Source organism: Isoptericola sp. NPDC019571 (assembly GCF_044389385.1).
GTDB classification, from domain to species: domain Bacteria; phylum Actinomycetota; class Actinomycetes; order Actinomycetales; family Cellulomonadaceae; genus Isoptericola; species Isoptericola nanjingensis.
The window spans coordinates 186,315-206,010 of the sequence record NZ_JBIRXZ010000001.1 but is presented as its reverse complement, the minus strand read 5'-3'; the positions used below and the strand labels follow the sequence as shown (position 1 = coordinate 206,010).

Sequence of the window (19,696 nt, the reverse complement as noted above, 5' to 3'; positions counted from 1 at the left end):
CGACCCGCCGAGATAGAGAGGGCACGGACCGTAGCCGGCTACGGTCCGTGCCCTCTCTATCTCGGCGGGTCGCCTCTCTATCTCGGCGTGACGACGAGCCCCGCAGAGTCGGGGGCCCGGTCGACGACGACGGTACCGCCGTCGGACACGGCGCCGGACAGCAGCTCCTTGGCCAGCCGGTCGCCGATCTCGCGCTGCACCAGGCGACGCAGCGGGCGGGCGCCGTACGCGGGGTCGAAGCCCTCCAGCGCCAGCCACTCGCGCGCGGCGGGCGTGACGTCCACCGTGATGCGCCGGTCGGCCAGCCGCTTCGCGAACGCCGCGACCTGGAGGTCGACGATCTCCCCCAGCTCCTCGACGTTGAGCGCGTCGAAGATCACCACGTCGTCGAGCCGGTTGAGGAACTCCGGCTTGAACGCCGCACGCACGGCCGCCATGACCGCCTCGCGACGGGCTGCGTCGTCGAGCGCCGGGTCCACGAGGAACTGCGAGCCCAGGTTCGACGTCAGCACGAGGATGACGTTGCGGAAGTCGACCGTGCGGCCCTGGCCGTCGGTGAGTCGGCCGTCGTCGAGCACCTGAAGCAGGATGTCGAAGACCTCGGGGTGCGCCTTCTCCACCTCGTCCAGCAGGACGACGGAGTACGGGCGCCGCCGCACGGCCTCGGTGAGCTGCCCGCCCTCCTCGTAGCCGACGTACCCGGGGGGCGCGCCGACCAGCCGCGACACGGAGTGCTTCTCCGAGTACTCGGACATGTCGATGCGCACCATGGCGCGCTCGTCGTCGAACAGGAAGTCCGCCAGCGACTTGGCGAGCTCGGTCTTGCCCACGCCGGTCGGGCCGAGGAACAGGAACGACCCGGTCGGCCGGTCGGGGTCGGCCACGCCGGCCCGCGAGCGCCGCACGGCGTCGGACACCGCGCGCACCGCGGCCGTCTGGCCGATGAGCCGCTCGCCGATGACGTCCTCCATGTGCAGGAGCTTCTCCGACTCGCCCTGCAGCAGGCGCCCGGCGGGGATGCCGGTCCAGGCGGAGACCACCTCGGCGATCTCGTCGGAGCCCACCTTGTCGGCGATCATCGGCGCCTCGTGCGCGGCTGCCTCGTCGGCCCCCTGCGACGCCTCGGCCTGCTCGGCGTCGGCGAGCTCGCGCTCGACCTGCGGGATCTCCCCGTACAGCAGGCGCGCGGCGGACTCGAGGTCGCCCTCGCGCTGCAGCCGGTCGGACTCGGTGCGCAGCTCGTCGATGCGGGCGCGCAGGTCGCCGACGCGGTTGTGGCCGGCCTTCTCCGACTCCCACCGCGCGGTGAGCGCGGCCAGCCTCTCGCGCGTGTCGGCAAGGTCGGCCCGCAGCCGCTCGAGGCGCTCGGTGGAGGCGGCGTCGTCGGACTCCTTGAGCACGACCTCCTCCATCTCGAGGCGCGTGACGACGCGCTGCAGCTCGTCGATCTCGACCGGCGAGGAGTCCATCTCCATGCGCAGGCGCGACGCCGCCTCGTCGACGAGGTCGATCGCCTTGTCGGGCAGCTGGCGGCCGGTGATGTACCGGTCGGACAGCGCGGCGGCGGCCACGAGCGCGGAGTCGGCGATCGTCACCTTGTGGTGCGCCTCGTACCGCTCCTTGAGCCCGCGCAGGATCGCGACCGTGTCCTCCACGGACGGCTCGCCGACGAACACCTGCTGGAACCGGCGCTCGAGGGCCGGGTCCTTCTCGATGTGCTCGCGGTACTCGTCGAGGGTCGTGGCGCCGACCAGGCGCAGCTCGCCGCGGGCGAGCATCGGCTTGAGCATGTTGCCCGCGTCCATGGCGCCCTCGCCGCCGGCGCCCGCGCCGACGACGGTGTGCAGCTCGTCGATGAAGGTGACGACCTCGCCGTCGGACGCGGTGATCTCCTCGAGCACGGCCTTGAGCCGCTCCTCGAACTCGCCGCGGTACTTGGCGCCCGCGACCATGCCCGCCAGGTCGAGCGCGACGAGGCGCTTGCCCTGCAGGGACGTCGGGACGTCGCCCGCGACGATGCGCTGGGCCAGGCCCTCGACGACGGCGGTCTTGCCGACGCCGGGCTCGCCGATGAGCACGGGGTTGTTCTTGGTACGGCGGCTGAGCACCTGCACGACGCGGCGGATCTCGGAGTCGCGGCCGATGACCGGGTCGAGCTGGCCGTCGCGGGCGCGCTGCGTGAGGTCGCTGCCGTACTGCTCCAGCGCCTTGTACGTGCCCTCGGGGTTGGGGCTGGTGACGCGGGACGAGCCGCGGACGGCGGGCAGCGCGGCGCGCAGGGCGTCGGCGGTCGCGCCCGCCTCGGTCAGCGCCTGGGCGGCGGCGGACTGCCCGGCGGCGAGCGCGACGAGCAGGTGCTCCGTCGAGACATACTCGTCGCCGAGCGCCTCGGCCTCCTTGGCCGCGTTCTCCAGCACGGCGCTCGTCGCGCGCGACGGCGCGGGCTGCGCGACGGCGGACCCGCTCGCCTGCGGCAGGGCGACGAGGGCCGCACGGGCGCGCTGGCCGATCTGCTGGGTGTTCGCGCCGACGGCGTCGAGTAGGCCGACGGCGACGCCGCCCGACTGCTGGAGCAGCGCCTGCAGCAGGTGCACGGGCTCGAGCTGGGGGTTGCCCGCGGCCGACGCCGACTGGACGGCGTCGCCGAGCGCCTGCTGCGACATGGTCGTGAGCTTGATGTCCATGGGACCTCCGGGATGACGTGCGATGACACGGGAGAAACGTCTGTCAGGGGAACGCCGCCAAAGTTGAGTCTATTCCGCTCAAGTTTGATCGCAAGCCGCCCGGGGCGCCGGGTGGCTCGTGGACCGCCGCTGCGGGATGCTGGGCCGGTGACCACTCCAGCCCGCGGCCCCGTGCGCCGCCTCCGCACCGCGATCGCGGCGGTCCTGGCCGCCGTCGGCCTCCTCGCCCTCGCCGGGTGCATGAAGGTCGACATGGACATGACGCTGTCCGAGGACGACACCGTCTCCGGCTCGATCGTCATGGCCGTCTCCAACAGCCTCGCCGAGACCATGGGGATGGAGCCGGGCGAGCTGTGGAAGCAGGCGGGCGGGGAGCTGTCCCAGAACCTGCCCGAGGGCACGTCCCAGGAGCCGTACTCCGACGACGAGTACACCGGCACCCGGTACACCTTCACCGACGCCCCGATCAGCCAGATCTCGGGCGAGGGCGGCGAGGACCTCACCATCACCCGCGACGGCGACAACTACGTCGTCGACGGCACCATGAACCTCTCCGAGGGTGCCGACCAGCTGAAGTCTCTGCCGCAGAACGTCCAGGACGCCTTCGACGTCAGCCTCGCCATCACCTTCCCCGGCCCGGTCAGCGACGCCACCGGCGCCATCGACGGCAACACCGTCACCTGGACGCCGAAGGTCGGCGAGAACGCCGAGATCCACGCCGTCGGCGCAGCCACCGCGGGCAGCAGCTTCCCGTGGTGGATCGTCGGGCTCGTCGTCGGGCTGGTCGTCATCGGCCTCGTCGTGTGGTTCGTCGTGCGGAACAACCGCCGCCCCGCCCCGGTCACGGGCACCGCGGCGGGCGACACCGCCCTCGCCGCGCAGGCCGCCCCCGGGGCCGTCCCCGCCGCCGGTCCGACGCCGGAGGAGCAGGTCTTCGGCGCGCCCGCGGCTCCGGCCGCCGCACCGGGCACCGGCCCGGTCGCCGAACCGCTCGAGCCGGAGGCCGCGCCCGAGGCCGCCACGCCCGCCGGCCCCACGACCGGACCCGTCGCGGAGCCGCTGGAGCCCGGCCGCCCGGGCGAGGAGGACACCGTCCGGCAGGAGCCCGTCGGCGACGCCACCGCGCCCGAGCCCGACGTCGAGCCCGACGTCACGGGCACGACCGGCGACCGCCCCGGCGACGAGGACCGCCCGTCCGGTCCCGCGCAGGGTGCCTGACGCGCCGACCGCGCCACGCCCCGAGCCCGGGGCGTGGCGCGAGGACGTCCTCGGCCCGGAGTTCCGGGCGCGCACGCTGCCGCTGCCCGGCGGCGCGGAGGCCGTGCTGGTGCGGCACGTGCCGTCCACGCCGGACGACGACGGCGCGCCGGGCCCTCAGGGCGTCGCGCGCACGGCGGTGCTGTCCGTGCACGGGTTCGTCGACTACTTCTTCCACCCGCACGTCGCGCGCGCTGTCGCCGCCCGCGGGCACGCGTTCTACGCCGTCGACCTGCGCGGCCACGGGCGGGCGCTGGCCGCGCACGTCGCCGCCGGGCGCGACCCCAACCTCGTGGACGACCTGGCGCTGTACGCCCAGGACCTCGACGCCGCGGCCGCCGTCGTGCGCGCTGCGGGACACGAGCGGCTGGTGGTGCTCGGGCACTCCACGGGCGGCCTGGTCGCGCCCCTGTGGGCGAACGCCCGCCCCTGCCGCGCGGACGCGCTCGTGCTCAACAGCCCGTGGCTGGAGCTCAACGAGAGCTGGCTGATGCGCGGCCCGGCGACCTGGGCGATCGACGTCGTCGGGCGCGTCGCGCCACGGCTGGCCGTCGGCTCCGTCGGCGAGCACTACGGCGCCGCGCTGCACCACGAGACCGGCGGGGAGTGGGACTACGACCTGGCCTGGAAGCCGCACGCCGGCTTCCCCGCCCGCGCCGGGTGGCTGCGCTCCGTGCGCCGCGCGCAGCACCGGGTGGCCCGCGGGCTGGACCTCACGATCCCGGTCCTCGTGCTCGCGTCCGACCGGTCCGGCCCGGCCCGGTCGTGGCACGACGAGCTGGTCACCACGGACTCCGTGCTGGACGTCGCGCACATCCGCGACCGGGCGCCCCGCCTGGGCAGCGACGTCACCGTGCGGACGGTCGCCGGCGGCGCGCACGACCTCGCCCTCTCGCCGCAGCCGGCCCGCGACACGTACCTCACCACCGTGCTGGACTGGATCGAGGCGCTCCCCTAGCGCCCACGGTCGTGTCCGATTCCCGCTAGCCCACCGTCGGTGGACCGCGTGAGGATGGGGGCATGACGACGACGGCCCACCCCGACGCGCGGGAGTTCGAGGAGCGGTACCGCGCCATCGCCGCGCGGGACACCCGGTTCGACGGGCAGTTCTTCACGGCGGTCAGCTCCACGGGCATCTACTGCCGCCCGTCCTGCCCGGCGCGCACGCCGAAGCCGGAGAACGTCACCTTCTACCTCACCTCGGCGGCTGCGCACGAGGCCGGCTACCGCGCCTGCAAGCGGTGCCTGCCCGAGGCCGCGCCCGGCACCCCGGCCTGGGACCTGCGGCGCGACCTCGCCGGACGGGCGATGCGCCTCATCGCCGACGGCGTCGTGGACCGCGAGGGCACGGACGGGCTCGCGGCCCACCTCGGGTACAGCGCCCGGCACGTGCACCGCCTGCTCACCGCCGAGCTCGGCGCCGGCCCGCTCGCCCTGGCCCGCGCGCAGCGGGCCCAGACCGCGAGGAGTCTCGTCGTCGGCACCGACCTGCCGCTCGCGGACGTCGCCTTCGCGGCCGGGTTCGGCTCCATCCGGCAGTTCAACGACACGATGACCGAGGTCTTCGCCGTCGCGCCGAGTGAGCTGCGCGCCCGCGCGCGCCGCCGCCCCCCGGCCTTCCGGCACGGGATCTCCCTCGCCGGGGGACCCGGTCCCGCGGCGGATCGGGGCGACGTCGCGCGCGTCCGCCTCGACCTGGAGCTGCCGGTGCGCGAGCCGTTCGACGCCCGCGGCGTCGTCGCGTTCCTCGCGGCGCGCGCCGTCGACGGCGTGGAGGTCGCGGACCTCGACGGCGACGACGTGCGCTACGCCCGTACGCTGCTGCTCCCCCACGGACCCGGCGCGGCGGAGGTCCTGGCCGGGCCGGGCGTGGGGCCCGGCCGGGTCGCCGTGCGCCTGGAGCTCGCGTCAGCCGCCGACGTCTCGGTGGCGGTGGCCCGCCTGCGCCGGCTGCTCGACCTGGACGCCGACCCGGCTGCCGTCGACACGGCCCTCGCCGACGACCCGGCCCTGGCGCCGCTCGTCGCCCGCAGGCCCGGCCTGCGCCTGCCCGGCACGGTGGACCCGCACGAGATCGTGGTGCGCGCCATCGTCGGGCAGCAGATCAGCGTGGCCGCCGCGCGGACGCACCTCGGCCGGCTCGCCGCCGGCGCGGGCACCCCGTACGCCTCCGCGGTCCCCGGGCTCACGCGCCTGTTCCCGACGGCGGCCCAGGTCGCGACCGCGGCGGCGGAGCACCTGCGCCTGCCCGCGCGGTCCGTCGCGACGGTCGTCGACACCGCCGGCGCCCTCGACGACGGCACCCTCGCCGTCGGGGTGGGCGACGACGGCGACGCGCTGCGCACCGCGCTCGTCGCGCGCCGCGGGATCGGACCGTGGACGGCCGCCTACGTGGCGATGCGCGTGCTGCGCGACCCGGACTCCTGGCTCGACGGCGACGTCGCGCTCCTTGCGGGCGCGGCCGCGGCCGGCGTCGACCTGGGCCTGCTCGACGACGCCCCGCGCGCGGCCCGGTCGCGCGCGCTCGCCGCCCGCGCCGGGCGTTGGGCGCCGTGGCGCTCGTACGCCGCCCTGCACCTGTGGCGCGCCGCCCTCCCGCCGACCAGGCAGTGACGCACGTTCTCAGCCCGCACCCCGAGCTCGAGCGCAGGCTCGGCACCCGACCTCCCGGAGGAACCATGTCCGCCCGCACCACCACCCTCAGCACCCCCGACGGTCCGTTCACCGTCGTCGTCGACCCGGACGGCACGGTCCTCGCGTCCGGCTGGACGACGGACGCCGACGCCCTCGTCGGTCTCGTCCACCCCGACGTCCGGCCCACGGCCACGACGCCCGTGCCCGACGACGACCCCGCGGTCGCCTCTGCCGTCGCCGCGGTCCGCGCCTACTACGCGGGGGACGTGCGCGCGATCGACGCCGTCCCCGTCCGCCAGGTCTCCGGCCCGTACCGCGCACACGCGTGGGACGTGCTGCGCACCGTCGACGCCGGGGACCCCGTGACGTACACCCGCTACGCGGAGCTGTCCGGCCGCCCTGCGGCCGTCCGCGCGGCGGCCGGCGCGTGCGCGATGAACGCCGCCGCCCTGTTCGTCCCGTGCCACCGGGTGCTGCGGACCGACGGCAGCCTCGGCGGCTTCCGCTACGGCCTCGACGTCAAGCGCAGCCTGCTCGCCCACGAGGCCCGCCACGCCGGCTGAGCCCGCGACCCGCGACGACGTCAGAGCGACGGCTCCTCCGGCGTGGACACGGTGAACACCGCGCCGGCGATGACCGGCACCCGCGTCGCCGCCCGCTCGAGGTCGTCCAGGCGCCGCGCGACGGTCTCCTCCGGCTCGTTGCCGCTGAGGTCGACGCTCGCCACCAGGTACAGCGACCGCGGCCCCACGTACTCGAGCCGCAGGTAGGTGACCCGCTCCACCTGCGGCATCGTGACGAGGTGCGCGAGCACTGCGGACCGGGTCTCGGGCCGGGCCGCCTCGCCGACGAGGAAGCGGCGGTTGCGGTCCACGAGCACCAGGGAGACGACGGCCAGCACGACGCCGACGACGATCGAGCCGACGGCGTCGGGCACGGGCGACCCGGTGAGCTGGTGCGCGAGCACGCCCCCGAACGCGACGACGAGGCCGACGAGCGCGGCGGCGTCCTCCGCATAGACGGCGCGCAGCGTGGGGTCGGAGGTGACGAGCACGTGGTGCAGGACGTCGTGCTCGGCCTTCTTCGCCTCGGCCCGCGCCTGCCGGCTGGCCTGCAGGAACGAGATCCCCTCGAGCACGAACGCGATGCCGAGCACGGCGTACGCGACGCCGAAGTCGCTCGCGGGCTCGGGGTGCACCAGCTCCTGGATGCCGTGCGTGATGGACACGCCGGCGCCGACGGCGAACAGCCCGATGGCGGCGAACATCGACCACACGTAGGCCTCGCGGCCGAAGCCGAGCGGGTGCTCGCGGTCGGCGGGGCGGCGCGAGCGGCGGTCGGCGACGAAGAGGAACACCTCGTTCCCGGTGTCCGCCCAGGAGTGCACGGCCTCCGCCAGCATCGACGCCGACCCGGTGACGACCGCCGCCACCGACTTCGCGACGGCCACGAACGCGTTCGCGGCGAACGCCACGACGACCGTGAGGGTGCTCTCGCCGCCGGAGTGCGCGTCCTGCACGACGCGCGGGCTGGCGAGGGGCTCCGGCGGCGCGGCGGCGGGATCGGTCTCCGCGGGGTGCGCGAGAGCGGCGAACGGGTCGGGCGCGGCGGCGGGGTCGGGCTCGGCTGGTGCCATGCGCCCGGTCTATCAGCCGCGGGTCAGTCGGGCTCGCCGAACTCGTTGGGGCGCAGGTCGTCGGGGTCGACCTTGCCCGTGCGGAACCCCGCGCGGCCCACCATGTGCGCGGCGACGGGCGACGTGACGAGCTGGAACGCGACGACCAGCACGAGCATCGCGACGGCCGACCAGCTGCGCACCCGGAGCGCGAGCGCCGTGAGCAGGAGGATGAGGCCCAGCACCTGCGGCTTCGTGACGGTGTGCATGCGGGCCAGCAGGGACGGGAAGCGCACGAGGCCCAGCCCGGCGCCGAGCGTCAGGAACGCGCCGGCGAGCAGGCAGACCGCGGCGACGGTGTCGGCGACCGTCGTCCACACCCCCGGGTCGACGTGGGTCATCGCTGGCCACCCTCCGCGCTCTCGGCGTCGTCCTCGGCATCGACGCGCGCCCCGTCGCGCTGCTCGTGCCGTTGTTCCCCGCGCGGCACGTCGGCGGCGCGCGCCTGGGCGGCGACCTCCTCACGCGTGCGCACGCGGCCCTCGCCCTCCGGCTCCTTCGCGGCGAACCGGGCCATCGTCACCGAGCCCACGAAGCCCACCATCGACAGCGCGACGAGGATCGGGATGGTCTCCGTGCGCCGCGACCAGATGGCCTCGATCGCGATGGCGCACACCAGGGTGACGGTGAGCGTGTCCAGCGCGACCGCCCGGTCGAGCATCGACGGGCCTCGCTCCACACGCACGAGCGCGAGCAGCGCGGCGACGGCCACGAGCACGGCGGCCGCGATCACGGCGGCGAGCATCATGCGTCCTCCCCTCGCCCGGGCGCCAGGCCGCACCGGGACAGCACGGCGTCGCTGGCGAAGGCCCGCAGCACCCGCTCCTCGAGCGCCAGCGTGTCGCGGCGCACGGCCTCCGCGCCGCCGGACGCGTCGATGTCGAGCACGTGCAGGTAGACGACGCCGGTGCTGCGGCGCGCCTCGACGACCAGCGACCCCGGCACCAGCGACGACATCACGGCCGTGATGGTGAGGTACGCGTCCTCGGGGTTGCGCAGGCGGACGGCGACGATGGCGCCGTGCGGCGTCGGGCCCGGCCGGACCGCCTTCCACGCCACCTCGAACGACGCGACGAACAGGTCGGAGACGAACCTCGCCGCGAGGACCACGGTCCGCCACGGCCGCACCGTGCCGCGCATGTCGATGGCCGGCAGCGGGAACATCGTGACCACCGCTCCGGCGATGACGGCGCCGGCGATGACGTTGGCCCACGACAGGTCGCCCCACAGCAGCACCCACACGACGGTGAGCAGCAGGAGCGCGTGCCACTGCGAGCCCAGCCGCCGCAGCAGATAGGCGGGTCGGCGCGACTGCGGGCTCATCCGTGCCCACCCCCCTGTGCCGATCCCTGCGCCTCGTCGCCGTCGTCGCCCACGACGACGGACTCGCCCCGGCCGCGGTCCGCCCCGTCGGGGAAGACGGCGTCCACGTAGGTGTGGCCGTCCATCGACGCGGTGGCGGCGCGCTCGGCGTACCCGTAGAGCGGGCCGGCGGCGACCGTGAGCAGCAGGCCGAACGCGACGAGCGCGCCGGTGGGCAGCACCATGCCGCGCGGCAGCGGGACGTCGGACTCGATCTCCTCCGACGGCGCCTGCCAGAACGCCTTGTTCCACGCCTTGACCACCGCGTAGAGGGTGAGCAGCGACGTCACGACCGACCCGACGACGAGCACCCACGCCAGCCCGGTCCCCACGGTCGCGCCCTCCGTGAGCAGCCCGACCTTGCCGAGGAACCCGGACAGCGGCGGGATGCCCGCCAGGTTGAGCGCGGGCACGAAGAACAGCACCGCGAGCCCCGGGGCGAGCTTGGCGAGGCCGCCGAGCCGGTCGAGCGACGTCGACCCGCCCCGCCACTCCACGAGGCCCACCACGAGGAACAGGGCCGTCTGGACGGAGATGTGGTGCACCACGTAGTAGATGGCCGCGGCCGTGCCCGCCTCGGTGGCGAGCGCGATGCCGAAGATCATGTAGCCGATGTGGCTGACCAGCGTGAACGACAGCAGACGTTTCACGTCGTTCTGCGCCACGGCACCCAGGATCCCGATGACCATGGTGAGCAGCGCCAGGACCATGAGCACCTGGTCCACGGTGGGGTTGTCCGGGAACAGCAGCGTCTGCGTGCGCAGGATGGAGTACACGCCCACCTTGGTGAGCAGGCCCGCGAACACGGCGGTGACCGGCGCGGGCGCCGTCGGGTACGAGTCCGGCAGCCAGGCGGACAGCGGGAAGATGGCGGCCTTGATGCCGAACGCGAGCAGCAGCAGGAGCTGCAGCGCCGTGCGCACGGTCGGGTCGATCTCCGGCAGCCGCTCCGCGAGCTGCGCCATGTTCACGGTGCCCGTGGCGCCGTAGATGAGCGCGATGGCGCTGAGGAACAGCGTCGACGAGACCAGCGTGACGATGATGTACACCGATCCGGCGCGGATGCGCTCGGCCGTGCCACCCAGGGTGAGCAGCACCGCGGACGACGCGAGCAGGATCTCGAACCCGACGTAGAGGTTGAACAGGTCGCCGGTGAGGAACGCGTTCGCGACGCCGGCGGCCAGGATGAGGAACGTCGGGTGGAAGATCGCGACGGGGATCATGTCGCCGCGCGTCGTGCCCGGGTCGTCCTCCCCCTCGGGCACGCCCTGGCCCAGGGAGTACAGGAGCACGCAGAGCAGCATCACGAACGAGACGGTGAGCATCACCGCGGAGATGCGGTCGGCCACGAGGTCGATGCCGACGGGGACGGCCCAGCTGCCGACCTCGACGACGATCGGCCCGCCGTCCGCGGCGACCAGCAGGCCGACGGACGCCGCAAGGGCGGCGGCGAGCGCGGTGACGCTGATGATGCGCTGCACGCGGGCGTACCGGTGCAGGGCGAGCGTCAGTCCGGCCGCGAAGAGCGGCACCATGACGGGCAGCGGCACCAGCGTGGCGGAGTCCCAGGGCATCACGGGCGCTCCTTGTGACGGTCGGCGTGACGGTCGGCGTGACCGTCGGCGGGCCCGTCGTCGCTGTCGTCGACGTCGTCGTACACGTCGGCGGCCTCCTCGTCGAGCGTCCGGTCCGGCTCGGTGTCGTCCGCGTCCTCGAACGCGGGGGCGTTGAGCGCCGCGTGCCGGGCGACGCGCCGGTCCTCGACGTCGTCCGCGACCTCGTCGTGGCCGTGCAGCTGCCACGACCGGTAGGCCATGGCCAGCACGAACGCGGTGAGCGCGAGCGTGATGACGATCGAGGTGAGCACCATCGCCTGCGCGAGCGGGTCGCTCATGCGCACGCCGTCCGGCGCGTTGCCGATGATCGGCGACGCGCCGGAGCGCCCGCCCATGACCAGCAGCATGAGGTTGACGCCGTTGCCGATGAGGACGAAGCCGAGCAGCACCCGGGTGAGCGGGCGCTCCAGCAGCAGGTAGACGCCGGTGGCGAACAGGACGCCGATGGCCAGCACGAGGATCGCCGGCGGCGTGTTCTCGAGGACGATCACGCGGACACCTCCTCGCGGGCGGGCCGCGGATCCTGGCGGTCGATCTCGGCGCCGAGCGTGCGCAGCAGGTCGAGCACCAGGCCGACGACGACGAGCATCACGCCGATGTCGAAGAACAGCGAGGTCACGAGGTGCACCTCGCCGAGCACCGGGAAGTGCAGGTCGACGATCGTGCTCTGCAGCACCTCCTGCCCGGCGACGAGCGTCGCGAGGCCCACGCCGGCGGAGAGGAACAGGCCGGTGCCGAGCAGCACGCCGGGGTTGACCGGCGCGGCCTCGCCCAGCTCGTACCGCCCGCCCGCGAGGTACCGCACGGCGAACGCGATGCCCACCACGAGCCCCGCCGCGAAGCCGCCGCCGGGCGCGTTGTGCCCGCTGAACAGCAGGAACAGCGCGAAGACGATCATGGCGTGGAAGATCACGCGGGTGACGACCTCGAACAGCACGGACCGGCGCTCGGGCTCCAGCGTGCTGCCCGCGGCGAGCCACACGCGGCGCGTGTGCGGGTCGGACCGGCTGACCTCGTCCACGCGGGACAGCCGCAGCACCTCGCCGCTGCGCTGCCGCAGGAAGATGAGCGACGCGACTCCGGTCGCCGCGACGAGCAGCACGGAGATCTCGCCGACGGTGTCCCAGGCGCGGATGTCGACCAGGGTCACGTTGACGATGTTCTTGCCGCCGCCCCACGTGTAGGCCTCGTCGGGGAAGTGCGTGCTGATCGGCTCGGCGACGCGCACCAGCGGCGCGGCGACGGTGAACGCCATCATGACGGCGCCGGTCACGACGGCCAGCGCGAGCCGCAGCCAGCGGCTGGCGGCGAGCGGCCGGTCGGTGAAGTACGGGGGCATGCGGCGCAGCACCAGCACCATGACGACCAGCGTGATCGTCTCGCACAGCACCTGGGTGAGGGCGAGGTCGGGGGCGCCGTGCAGCATGAACAGGGTCGCGTTGGCGTACCCGGCGACGCCCACCAGGAGGACGGCCTTGAGACGTCGGCGGGCGCGGGCGGCGAGCACGCAGGAGACGACGACGACGGCGACGACCGCGGCGTCGGCGGGGCGGTCCCACAGCACGAGCTCCACCTGCGGGTGGCCGCCGACCATCCCCGACGCGAGGACCATGCCGGGCGCGACGGCGAGGACCACGAGGATCACGCCGAGGTAGACGGGCAGCGAACCGCGCTGGGTGGCGGCGGTGACGTCGGCCGCCAGGTCGTCCAGGCGGCGCATCGTGCGCCGGTAGGTGACCTCGGCGGAGCGCGGGGACCACAGGAAGTCCTGGGCCTTCTCCACGCGGGCGCGCTGCCAGAAGAGGACGAAGCCGGCGAGCAGCACCAGCACGGTGATGGCGAGGACCGGGGTGAAGCCGCCCCACAGCACGAGGTGGCCCGGCTCGCCGCCCGGGTAGCGGTCCGCGTACGGGGCCAGCAGCCGCTCCCCCGTCGCGGGGGCGAGCGCGACCGCCAGGCCGAGGACCGCGAGCACGAGCGGCGGCGTGACGAGCAGCCACGGCTGGCGGCGCACCGGCGTCGCGGGCGCGGGCTCCGCCGCGGCGTCGCGCGTCGTCGGGGTGTCGCCCACGGCGGCGGCCGCGGCGGCGCCCGGGCGCCGCTTGGTCCCGAACGCGCCCCACGCGAACCGCAGGCCGTACGCCACGGTCAGCGCCGAGCCGACGGCCACCGCGAGGAGCGCGATCCACTCGACCGCCCCGGCGCCGTGGGTGACGTCGTGCCAGAGCCCCTCGAGCGCGGCCTCCTTGGCGACGTACCCGGCGAACGGCGGGAAGCCGATCATGGAGGCGGTCGCGAGCACGCCCGCGACGGTGGTGAACGGCATCGTGCGCCACAGCCCGGACAGCTTGCGCAGGTCGCGGGTGCCGGTGGCGACGTCGACCGCGCCGACGACGAGGAACAACGCCGCCTTGAACATGGCGTGCGCCCCGAGCATCGCGAGGCCGGCGAGCGCCAGCGCCTTGCTCCCGAGCCCCAGGAGCAGCACGATCAGGCCGAGCTGGGAGACCGTGCCGAACGCGAGCACGAGCTTGAGGTCGTGCTGCCGCAGCGCCTGGTAGCCGCCCAGCAGCAGGGTGCCGCCGCCCAGGACCAGCACCAGCCAGCGCCAGACGGGCAGGTCGGCGAACGCCGGGGCGAAGCGCGCCACGAGGTAGACACCCGCCTTGACCATGGCCGCCGCGTGCAGGTACGCGGACACCGGCGTCGGGGCTGCCATCGCCGCGGGGAGCCAGAAGTGGAACGGGATGAGGGCGGACTTCGTCGCGGCGCCCGCGAGCAGGCAGACCGCCGCCCACGTGACCGCGGTGCCCGACGGCGGGTCCGCGACCAGCTCCGAGACGCGCCAGGTGTCGCCCACGACGCCGAGGATGATGAGCCCCACCAGCATGGCCAGGCCGCCCGCCGTCGTCACCACGATCGCCTGCATGGCCGCGCGGCGGGACGCCTTGCGGTCGGCGTAGTGGCCGATCAGCAGGTAGGAGAAGACGGTGGTGAGCTCCCAGAACACGAACAGGAGCAGCAGGTCGTCGGCGACGACGAGGCCGACCATGGCGGCGGCGAAGGCCGTGAGCACGGCGGCGAACCGGCCGAGGCCGAGGGCGTCGCGGGCGAAGTAGGCGGAGCAGTAGAGCAGCACCAGGGCACCCACGCCGCCCACCACGAGCAGCATGAACCACGCGAGCGTGTCGAGCTGCAGCGTGATCGACAGGTGCAGGCCGGGCACCCAGGGCACCTCGGTGGTCGGGAAGTCTCCCGCCGTCACCCGGGGGGTCATCGCCAGCGCGTACGCGGCGGCCGACGCAGGCCCGAGGGCCAGCACCCAGAAGGCTCTTCTGCCCACCCACGCCACCAGAGCCGGCGCCGCGAGGGCCAGCAGGAAGGTGAAGAGCAGCACTGAGAGCACAGCACTCCGTCCGGTCGAGGGGCGGGGCGTCGGCTTTACTTTACCGGCATCGAGCGATGGTCCGACGCTGACGAGATGACACGCCGGTGTGACCTGGGTCGCGCTCGACGCCGGCCCTACAGGTCCTCGGGGGCCAGCAGGAAATCGGCCTCGTCCGCGATCTCGCCGCCCACGGCGGCGTGGATCGCCACCGCCATCTTCCCGACGAGGTCGGCGGCACGCCGGCGGGCGACGACGTGCGCCGCCTGCGGGAACTCCTGGTTCGCCTCGTACAGGTCCGGCGGGTCCCAGCGCACGTGGTAGCAGACGGCGCCCGCGGCGGCCCACGGCAGCTCGCGCACCAGCAGGGGCAGCGTCTCGTCGCCGATCACCTCGACGGTGACGGAGCCGTCGAGGCCGAGGTCGGTCGTCAGGCCGTACGCGTCGAGCACCATCGGCGCCTGCAGGGCCTCGATGTCGACGTCGTCGGCGCGCTCGTGGATCGCCTTGCGCACCTCGGGGTCGAGCGGCTCGCCCGGGTACAGGGGCCGGTCCGCGATCCCCGCGGGCGGGCCCTGGTACGGCCGGCCCTCCGTCGCGAGCCGCACCCGCGGGTGCGTGGCCTGCAGCACGCGGTGCGCGGCCTGCGGGTCCAGCCAGATGTCGGAGTACACCGTGAGGTCCACCGCCCGGTCGGGGTCGGGGGTCAGCACGACGCCCGGGCCGGCCGCGCGCCGGCCGCCGTCCGCGTCGTCCCACGCGCCCGCGACGTCGAGCCGCACCGAGCCGCCCAGCCGGCGCGCCGCCTGGAGCAGCCAGGAGACGACCCGCTCCTCCTCGCGGTTCGGCAGCGCCGCGGGGAACGCCCGCCCGAGGCCGTCGCGGTCGCCGCCGAAGCGGGCCGCGTCGTCCCAGCGCTCGCGCGGGCACACGACGTCGAACACCAACGCGGTCCCGCCCGGCAGGCCCGCGTCCACACCCTTGCCCGACGGCGCGTACGGGCCGGAGACGACGCTGTGCCGCGACAGCCGCAGCACCCCGGGCTCCCCCGGGTTCGCCATGCGGCCCACGGGGACGTCCGCGCCGGGCAGGTCCGCCGGGACCACGTCCCAGCGTGTGCCGACGAACCGCGACATCGCGAGGACCTCGATCTCGTCGACGACGACGTCCGACGGCACCCCCAGCAGGTGACGCGCCTGATGACCCTGCGCCGCCACCTGGGGCAGCGGCGGCAGTGCGGGCTGGTTCTGGGCCACTTGGCGGATCTCCTTCCGGGACCGGGGCGCGCCGGTGCCGGCGCGGCGGGACCGAGCGTAGCGACGTCCCGCCCCGTCGCGGAACGGCCTGTCAGGCGCCCCGGTGCCGCGTCCGCGCGCGGCGCTCAGACCTCGCTCCGGTGGAACGACTGCCACGACCGGCTCGCCGTCGGACCGCGCTGCCCCTGGTACCGCGAGCCGTACGCGTCCGAGCCGTACGGGTGCTCCGCCGGCGACGACAGGCGGAAGAAGCACATCTGGCCGATCTTCATGCCCGGCCACAGCGTGATCGGCAGCGTCGCGACGTTGCTCAGCTCGAGCGTGACGTGCCCCGAGAAGCCGGGGTCGATGAACCCGGCCGTGCTGTGCGTGAGCAGTCCAAGCCGGCCGAGCGACGACTTGCCCTCGAGCCGCGCCGCGACGTCGTCCGGCAGCGTCACCGACTCGAACGTGGACCCCAGCACGAACTCGCCGGGGTGCAGCACGAACGGCTCGTCCGGCGACACCTCGACGAGGCGCGTGAGCTCGGGCTGCTCCTGCGACGGGTCGATGAACGGGTACTTGTGGTTGTCGAACAGCCGGAAGTACCGGTCGAGGCGGACGTCGATGCTGGAGGGCTGGAGCATCGTCGGGTCGTAGGGGTCGAGGACGACCCGCCCGGCGTCGAGCTCGGCCCGGATGTCGCGGTCGGAGAGCAGCACGGGGACACGGTAGTCGCGTCGGCGGGCGGGTGCCCCGTCGTCCGGCGCCGGAGCCCGGCCGCGCCTCGTGTACCATGGAGGCCGCGCACGCCGCGGGATCCGACCCCGGCACTCTTCGGTACCTCGCATCGAAGCCAGGTCCGCGCGCCGACGGCGAACCGCCGTCCACGACGATCTCCGCCCGACGAACACCGGGTCGCGCGGAACGAGAGCAGAGCAGAGAGCATCACTTCTTCCACCATCGCAAGGCCCACGTCCGCATCCGCGGCGGAGGGCAGCACCCGACCTACCCCCGTGTGGCGCCGGGCCGACGACGACCTGTGGGTCGCGACGGTCGACGGCGAGTACGGGGGCATGATCACCCGACTCCCGGACGGCTATCACGTGCACGACCGCTTCTCGCGGCCCGTCGCCGTCGTCCCCACCCTCGCCGAGGCGACGGGGCTGCGCGCCCCGTCCCGCCACGGCGTCCCGCGTGCTCGCCGAGCCCGCGCCCACACCGTCCGCACCCGCCCGGGTGCGACGACCGGACCCCGGTTCGCGGGTCCGTCGCATCAACGAGAGAAGACACCATGACCACCGGAACTGTGAAGTGGTTCAACGAGGAGAAGGGCTTCGGCTTCATCGCCCCCTCCGACGGCACCGCCGACGTGTTCGCGCACTACAGCGCCATCGTCGCGGACGGCTTCCGCTCCCTCAACGAGGGCCAGCAGGTCGAGTTCGACGTCACGCAGGGCCCCAAGGGCATGCAGGCGTCGAACATCCGCCCGCTCTGACACCGCCGCCGGCACGCCGTCCGCGGCGTGCCGGCCACCGGTTCGGAGCATCACCCCCGGTTGGGTATGATCGGGGCGCGCACACCGTCAGGGTGCTGCTGCGCGGGTGTAGTTCAATGGTAGAACTTCAGCTTCCCAAGCTGACAGCGCGGGTTCGATTCCCGTCACCCGCTCCACCGCGAGGCCCGGACCGTTCGGTCCGGGCCTTCGTCGTTCCCCGACCGGATGCTCGGCGCGGCACTCTGTGCTCACGACGGCAGTTCGAGCTGCCGCCGTGAGCCCGAACTGCCGCGCCGACGGGACGACGACGGACGGCGACGATACGTTCGCGGGCATGAGTCTCGCGTCCCGCATGCTGCACACCCGCTGGTTCGTGCGCGCTCCGATCGGCCTGTTCCGGGCGGGACTGGGCTTCCTCGCCGGCGGACGGCTGCTGATGATGCAGCACCGCGGGCGCAGCAGCGGGGAGCGGCGGTACGTCGTGCTCGAGGTGGTCGCGCGGCCGGCGCCGGACCGCGCCGTCGTCGTCGCCGGGCTCGGGCCGCGGTCGCAGTGGTTCCGCAACGTGCAGGCCGACCCGCGCGTGCTCGTGTCGATCGGGACGCGGCGCGACGTCCGGTCCCGCGCCGTCGTGCTGGACCCGGACGACGGCGCCGCCGTCCTGCGCGCGTACACCGACGCGCACCCCGGGCCGTGGGCGCAGCTCGGCCCGGTCCTCGCCGAGTGGGCCGAGCCCCTTGCCCGCGAGCGGGGCGAGGCGGACTGGCTGCAGGTCGTGCCGGTGGTCGAGCTGCGCCTCGGGTGAGCGCCCTGGGCGACGATTTCACCCGTTGACCGACGCACCTCACCCCCGGTCCCACGGGCGGCACGACAGGACCGGTGCCTACGCTGCTCGTGCCGATCGCGCCCGCCCGGCGCGCATCCGGAGCCCGGGGGGGAACCATGCAGGCACGCGCGATCACCGTCGTCGCCCTCGTCACCGCCGCGCTGCTGGCGGAGCCGCTCGCGGCCGTCGGCGCCCCGGCGACGGCAGCCGCCGTCCCGAGCGCCGCGGTCCCGAGCGCCGCGGCGAACACCCCCGGCATCGACGACGCCCCGCCGGGCGCCGTCGTCGACGACACGGTGCGCTGGCAGTCGGCCGTCACCCGGCCGGACCTCGCAGGCACCGCCCTCCGCGCCCGGACGGACCGCACGGTGCACCGGGTGGACGTCGCGGTCGCGACGCCGCGCTGGATGTCGAAGACCCGGGCGGCGCGGCTGGTGCGGGACGCCGACGTGGACGCCCTGCTCGCGAAGGTGTCGGCGTACTGGTCGGAGCAGTCGGGCGGCCGGGTCAGGTTCGTGCGCTCCTCGACGGTCGAGCGCGTCGACACGGGCGACGGCCGGTGCACCACGACCGGCCGCATCCTCACGCAGGTGAAGCGCGGCGGGCGCGCGCACTACGGCGCCGGGTGGTGGGACTCCACGACCCGCGGCCCGGGCACGCGCGAGCACCTCGTGGTGCTCTTTCCGTACCTCCGGGGCGACTACCCCGGCGGCTCGCGCGAGTCGGAGACCTGCGGCGGCACGCTCGGGCTCGGCTCGCTGCCGAGCAAGGCGAGCCGGGACAACCCGGGCGGCTGGTCGTTCTCCCTGTTCGGCGGCCCGGGCGGTGCGGCCCGCAGCTCCCGATTCACGCACCCGCAGTACGCGACGGCGGTGTCCACGCTGGCGCACGAGCTCGGCCACAACATGGGCCTGGAGCACTCGGGCGTCGGCTGGTGCACGGGGGACGTCCCGGACCGCACCTTCACGTCCTCCCGCTGCGGTGCGGTCGAGGGGCTCGACCCGATGGACCTCATGGGTGCCGACTTCGCCGCCGTCGGCACCGCCCCGCTGTCGGGCGCCCAGAAGAAGCGCCTGGGCGTGCTCCCGTCGTCCGACGTCGTGACCGTCACGAGGAAGGGCGGCGCCCGCACCGTCACGCTCGACGCCCGGCACCGCAGCACCAGCCGGCCCACGCTGCTGCGCGCCGTCGACCCGAAGACCGGGCAGTACTACTACGTGGAGCTCCGCCGCCCGTCGGGGGCCACGTACCGGTACCTCGGCGGCATGCCGTGGCGGGTGGCGAGCGACTACACGGTCTCGTACGGCGTCACCGTGAGCCGTCTCGGGTGGCGGGGATCGACCTGGGCCTATCCCGGCGAGCACCTGATCGTGCCGATGGGCAAGGAGTCCGCCCGGCGCTCGAACCTGCGCGAGGGCTCGTCGTTCACCACCCGCTCCGGCGCGATGCGCCTCACCGTGCGCTCCACGTCCGACGGTGTCGCGAAGGTGCGCGTGACGTTCCCCCGGACCTGACCCGACGCCC

Annotated in this window: 17 protein-coding genes and 1 tRNA gene; 8 read left to right on the top strand and 10 right to left on the bottom strand. The window is 74.5% G+C overall.

What is annotated here, in order from left to right; genetic code table 11:
* Positions 1-77 precede the first annotated feature (77 nt).
* On the bottom strand, positions 78-2,684 hold the full coding sequence (clpB, locus tag ACH443_RS00945; protein ID WP_430589219.1) for an ATP-dependent chaperone ClpB: 2,607 nt from the start codon (positions 2,682-2,684) through the stop codon (positions 78-80).
* A gap of 147 nt (positions 2,685-2,831) precedes the next feature.
* Here clpB and ACH443_RS00940 point away from each other — a divergent pair, with 147 nt between their 5' ends.
* From ACH443_RS00940 to ACH443_RS00925, 4 genes are all read left to right on the top strand, one after another.
* Positions 2,832-3,902: an LppM family (lipo)protein gene (locus ACH443_RS00940; RefSeq protein WP_430557696.1), complete on the top strand. Its 1,071-nt coding sequence runs from the start codon at positions 2,832-2,834 to the stop codon at positions 3,900-3,902.
* Positions 3,895-4,899, top strand: a complete 1,005-nt coding sequence (locus ACH443_RS00935; protein ID WP_430557697.1) for an alpha/beta hydrolase — start codon at positions 3,895-3,897, stop codon at positions 4,897-4,899. The genes ACH443_RS00940 and ACH443_RS00935 overlap by 8 nt, the downstream gene beginning before the upstream one ends.
* A 62-nt stretch (positions 4,900-4,961) precedes the next feature.
* Positions 4,962-6,554, top strand: coding sequence for an AlkA N-terminal domain-containing protein (locus tag ACH443_RS00930; protein ID WP_430589218.1), 1,593 nt, complete (start codon positions 4,962-4,964; stop codon positions 6,552-6,554).
* A gap of 65 nt (positions 6,555-6,619) precedes the next feature.
* The gene (locus ACH443_RS00925; RefSeq protein ID WP_429765768.1) at positions 6,620-7,138 is read left to right on the top strand and encodes a methylated-DNA--[protein]-cysteine S-methyltransferase; all 519 of its coding nucleotides are present in this window, start codon (positions 6,620-6,622) and stop codon (positions 7,136-7,138) included.
* Positions 7,139-7,158: 20 nt separating this feature from the next.
* Here ACH443_RS00925 and ACH443_RS00920 read toward each other — a convergent pair whose 3' ends face one another.
* From ACH443_RS00920 to dcd, 9 genes are all read right to left on the bottom strand, one after another.
* Positions 7,159-8,211, bottom strand: a complete 1,053-nt coding sequence (locus ACH443_RS00920) for a cation diffusion facilitator family transporter (protein ID WP_429765767.1) — start codon at positions 8,209-8,211, stop codon at positions 7,159-7,161.
* Positions 8,212-8,234: 23 nt separating this feature from the next.
* Positions 8,235-8,591: a monovalent cation/H(+) antiporter subunit G gene (gene mnhG, locus ACH443_RS00915; protein ID WP_429765766.1), complete on the bottom strand. Its 357-nt coding sequence runs from the start codon at positions 8,589-8,591 to the stop codon at positions 8,235-8,237.
* A complete protein-coding gene (locus ACH443_RS00910) occupies positions 8,588-8,998 on the bottom strand; it encodes a monovalent cation/H+ antiporter complex subunit F (protein ID WP_429765765.1) in 411 nt (136 codons plus the stop codon). The genes mnhG and ACH443_RS00910 overlap by 4 nt, the downstream gene beginning before the upstream one ends.
* A complete protein-coding gene (locus ACH443_RS00905) occupies positions 8,995-9,573 on the bottom strand; it encodes a Na+/H+ antiporter subunit E (RefSeq protein ID WP_429765762.1) in 579 nt (192 codons plus the stop codon). Before ACH443_RS00905 ends, ACH443_RS00910 begins: the two co-directional genes overlap by 4 nt.
* Positions 9,570-11,186 carry a Na+/H+ antiporter subunit D gene (locus ACH443_RS00900; RefSeq protein WP_430557700.1) on the bottom strand — a complete coding sequence of 539 codons (1,617 nt, stop codon included), beginning with the start codon at positions 11,184-11,186 and terminating at the stop codon, positions 9,570-9,572. The genes ACH443_RS00905 and ACH443_RS00900 overlap by 4 nt, the downstream gene beginning before the upstream one ends.
* Positions 11,186-11,719 carry a Na(+)/H(+) antiporter subunit C gene (locus ACH443_RS00895; protein ID WP_430557701.1) on the bottom strand — a complete coding sequence of 178 codons (534 nt, stop codon included), beginning with the start codon at positions 11,717-11,719 and terminating at the stop codon, positions 11,186-11,188. The genes ACH443_RS00900 and ACH443_RS00895 overlap by 1 nt, the downstream gene beginning before the upstream one ends.
* On the bottom strand, positions 11,716-14,634 hold the full coding sequence (locus ACH443_RS00890) for a Na+/H+ antiporter subunit A (protein ID WP_429765758.1): 2,919 nt from the start codon (positions 14,632-14,634) through the stop codon (positions 11,716-11,718). The genes ACH443_RS00895 and ACH443_RS00890 overlap by 4 nt, the downstream gene beginning before the upstream one ends.
* A gap of 116 nt (positions 14,635-14,750) precedes the next feature.
* Positions 14,751-15,869, bottom strand: a complete 1,119-nt coding sequence (locus ACH443_RS00885; protein ID WP_429765756.1) for a hypothetical protein — start codon at positions 15,867-15,869, stop codon at positions 14,751-14,753.
* Between the two features lie 125 nt (positions 15,870-15,994).
* Complete coding sequence (dcd, locus tag ACH443_RS00880; protein ID WP_429765754.1) at positions 15,995-16,570, bottom strand: dCTP deaminase; 576 nt, start codon at positions 16,568-16,570, stop codon at positions 15,995-15,997.
* Between the two features lie 572 nt (positions 16,571-17,142).
* Here dcd and ACH443_RS00875 point away from each other — a divergent pair.
* From ACH443_RS00875 to ACH443_RS00860, 4 genes are all read left to right on the top strand, one after another.
* Positions 17,143-17,346 carry a cold-shock protein gene (locus ACH443_RS00875; RefSeq protein ID WP_429765752.1) on the top strand — a complete coding sequence of 68 codons (204 nt, stop codon included), beginning with the start codon at positions 17,143-17,145 and terminating at the stop codon, positions 17,344-17,346.
* Positions 17,347-17,448: 102 nt separating this feature from the next.
* Positions 17,449-17,522: transfer RNA gene (locus tag ACH443_RS00870), tRNA-Gly, on the top strand.
* A gap of 158 nt (positions 17,523-17,680) precedes the next feature.
* Entirely contained in the window at positions 17,681-18,151 is a 471-nt protein-coding gene (locus ACH443_RS00865; protein ID WP_430589217.1) for a nitroreductase family deazaflavin-dependent oxidoreductase, read from the top strand.
* 137 nt (positions 18,152-18,288) lie between these two features.
* A complete protein-coding gene (locus ACH443_RS00860) occupies positions 18,289-19,686 on the top strand; it encodes a hypothetical protein (RefSeq protein WP_430589216.1) in 1,398 nt (465 codons plus the stop codon).
* The last annotated feature ends 10 nt before the right edge of the window (positions 19,687-19,696 follow it).

Excerpts from the sequence above, each read along its gene's own strand:
- ACH443_RS00900 (WP_430557700.1), bottom strand. The coding sequence starts at position 11,186 with ATGCCCTGGGACTCCGCCACGCTGGTGCCGCTGCCCGTCATGGTGCCG.
- ACH443_RS00910 (WP_429765765.1), bottom strand. The coding sequence starts at position 8,998 with ATGATGCTCGCCGCCGTGATCGCGGCCGCCGTGCTCGTGGCCGTCGCC.
- ACH443_RS00865 (WP_430589217.1), top strand. The coding sequence starts at position 17,681 with ATGAGTCTCGCGTCCCGCATGCTGCACACCCGCTGGTTCGTGCGCGCT.
- clpB (WP_430589219.1), bottom strand. The coding sequence starts at position 2,684 with ATGGACATCAAGCTCACGACCATGTCGCAGCAGGCGCTCGGCGACGCC.
- mnhG (WP_429765766.1), bottom strand. The coding sequence starts at position 8,591 with ATGACCCACGTCGACCCGGGGGTGTGGACGACGGTCGCCGACACCGTC.
- ACH443_RS00905 (WP_429765762.1), bottom strand. The coding sequence starts at position 9,573 with ATGAGCCCGCAGTCGCGCCGACCCGCCTATCTGCTGCGGCGGCTGGGC.
- ACH443_RS00875 (WP_429765752.1), top strand. The coding sequence starts at position 17,143 with ATGACCACCGGAACTGTGAAGTGGTTCAACGAGGAGAAGGGCTTCGGC.
- ACH443_RS00930 (WP_430589218.1), top strand. The coding sequence starts at position 4,962 with ATGACGACGACGGCCCACCCCGACGCGCGGGAGTTCGAGGAGCGGTAC.
- ACH443_RS00920 (WP_429765767.1), bottom strand. The coding sequence starts at position 8,211 with ATGGCACCAGCCGAGCCCGACCCCGCCGCCGCGCCCGACCCGTTCGCC.
- ACH443_RS00925 (WP_429765768.1), top strand. The coding sequence starts at position 6,620 with ATGTCCGCCCGCACCACCACCCTCAGCACCCCCGACGGTCCGTTCACC.
- ACH443_RS00860 (WP_430589216.1), top strand. The coding sequence starts at position 18,289 with ATGCAGGCACGCGCGATCACCGTCGTCGCCCTCGTCACCGCCGCGCTG.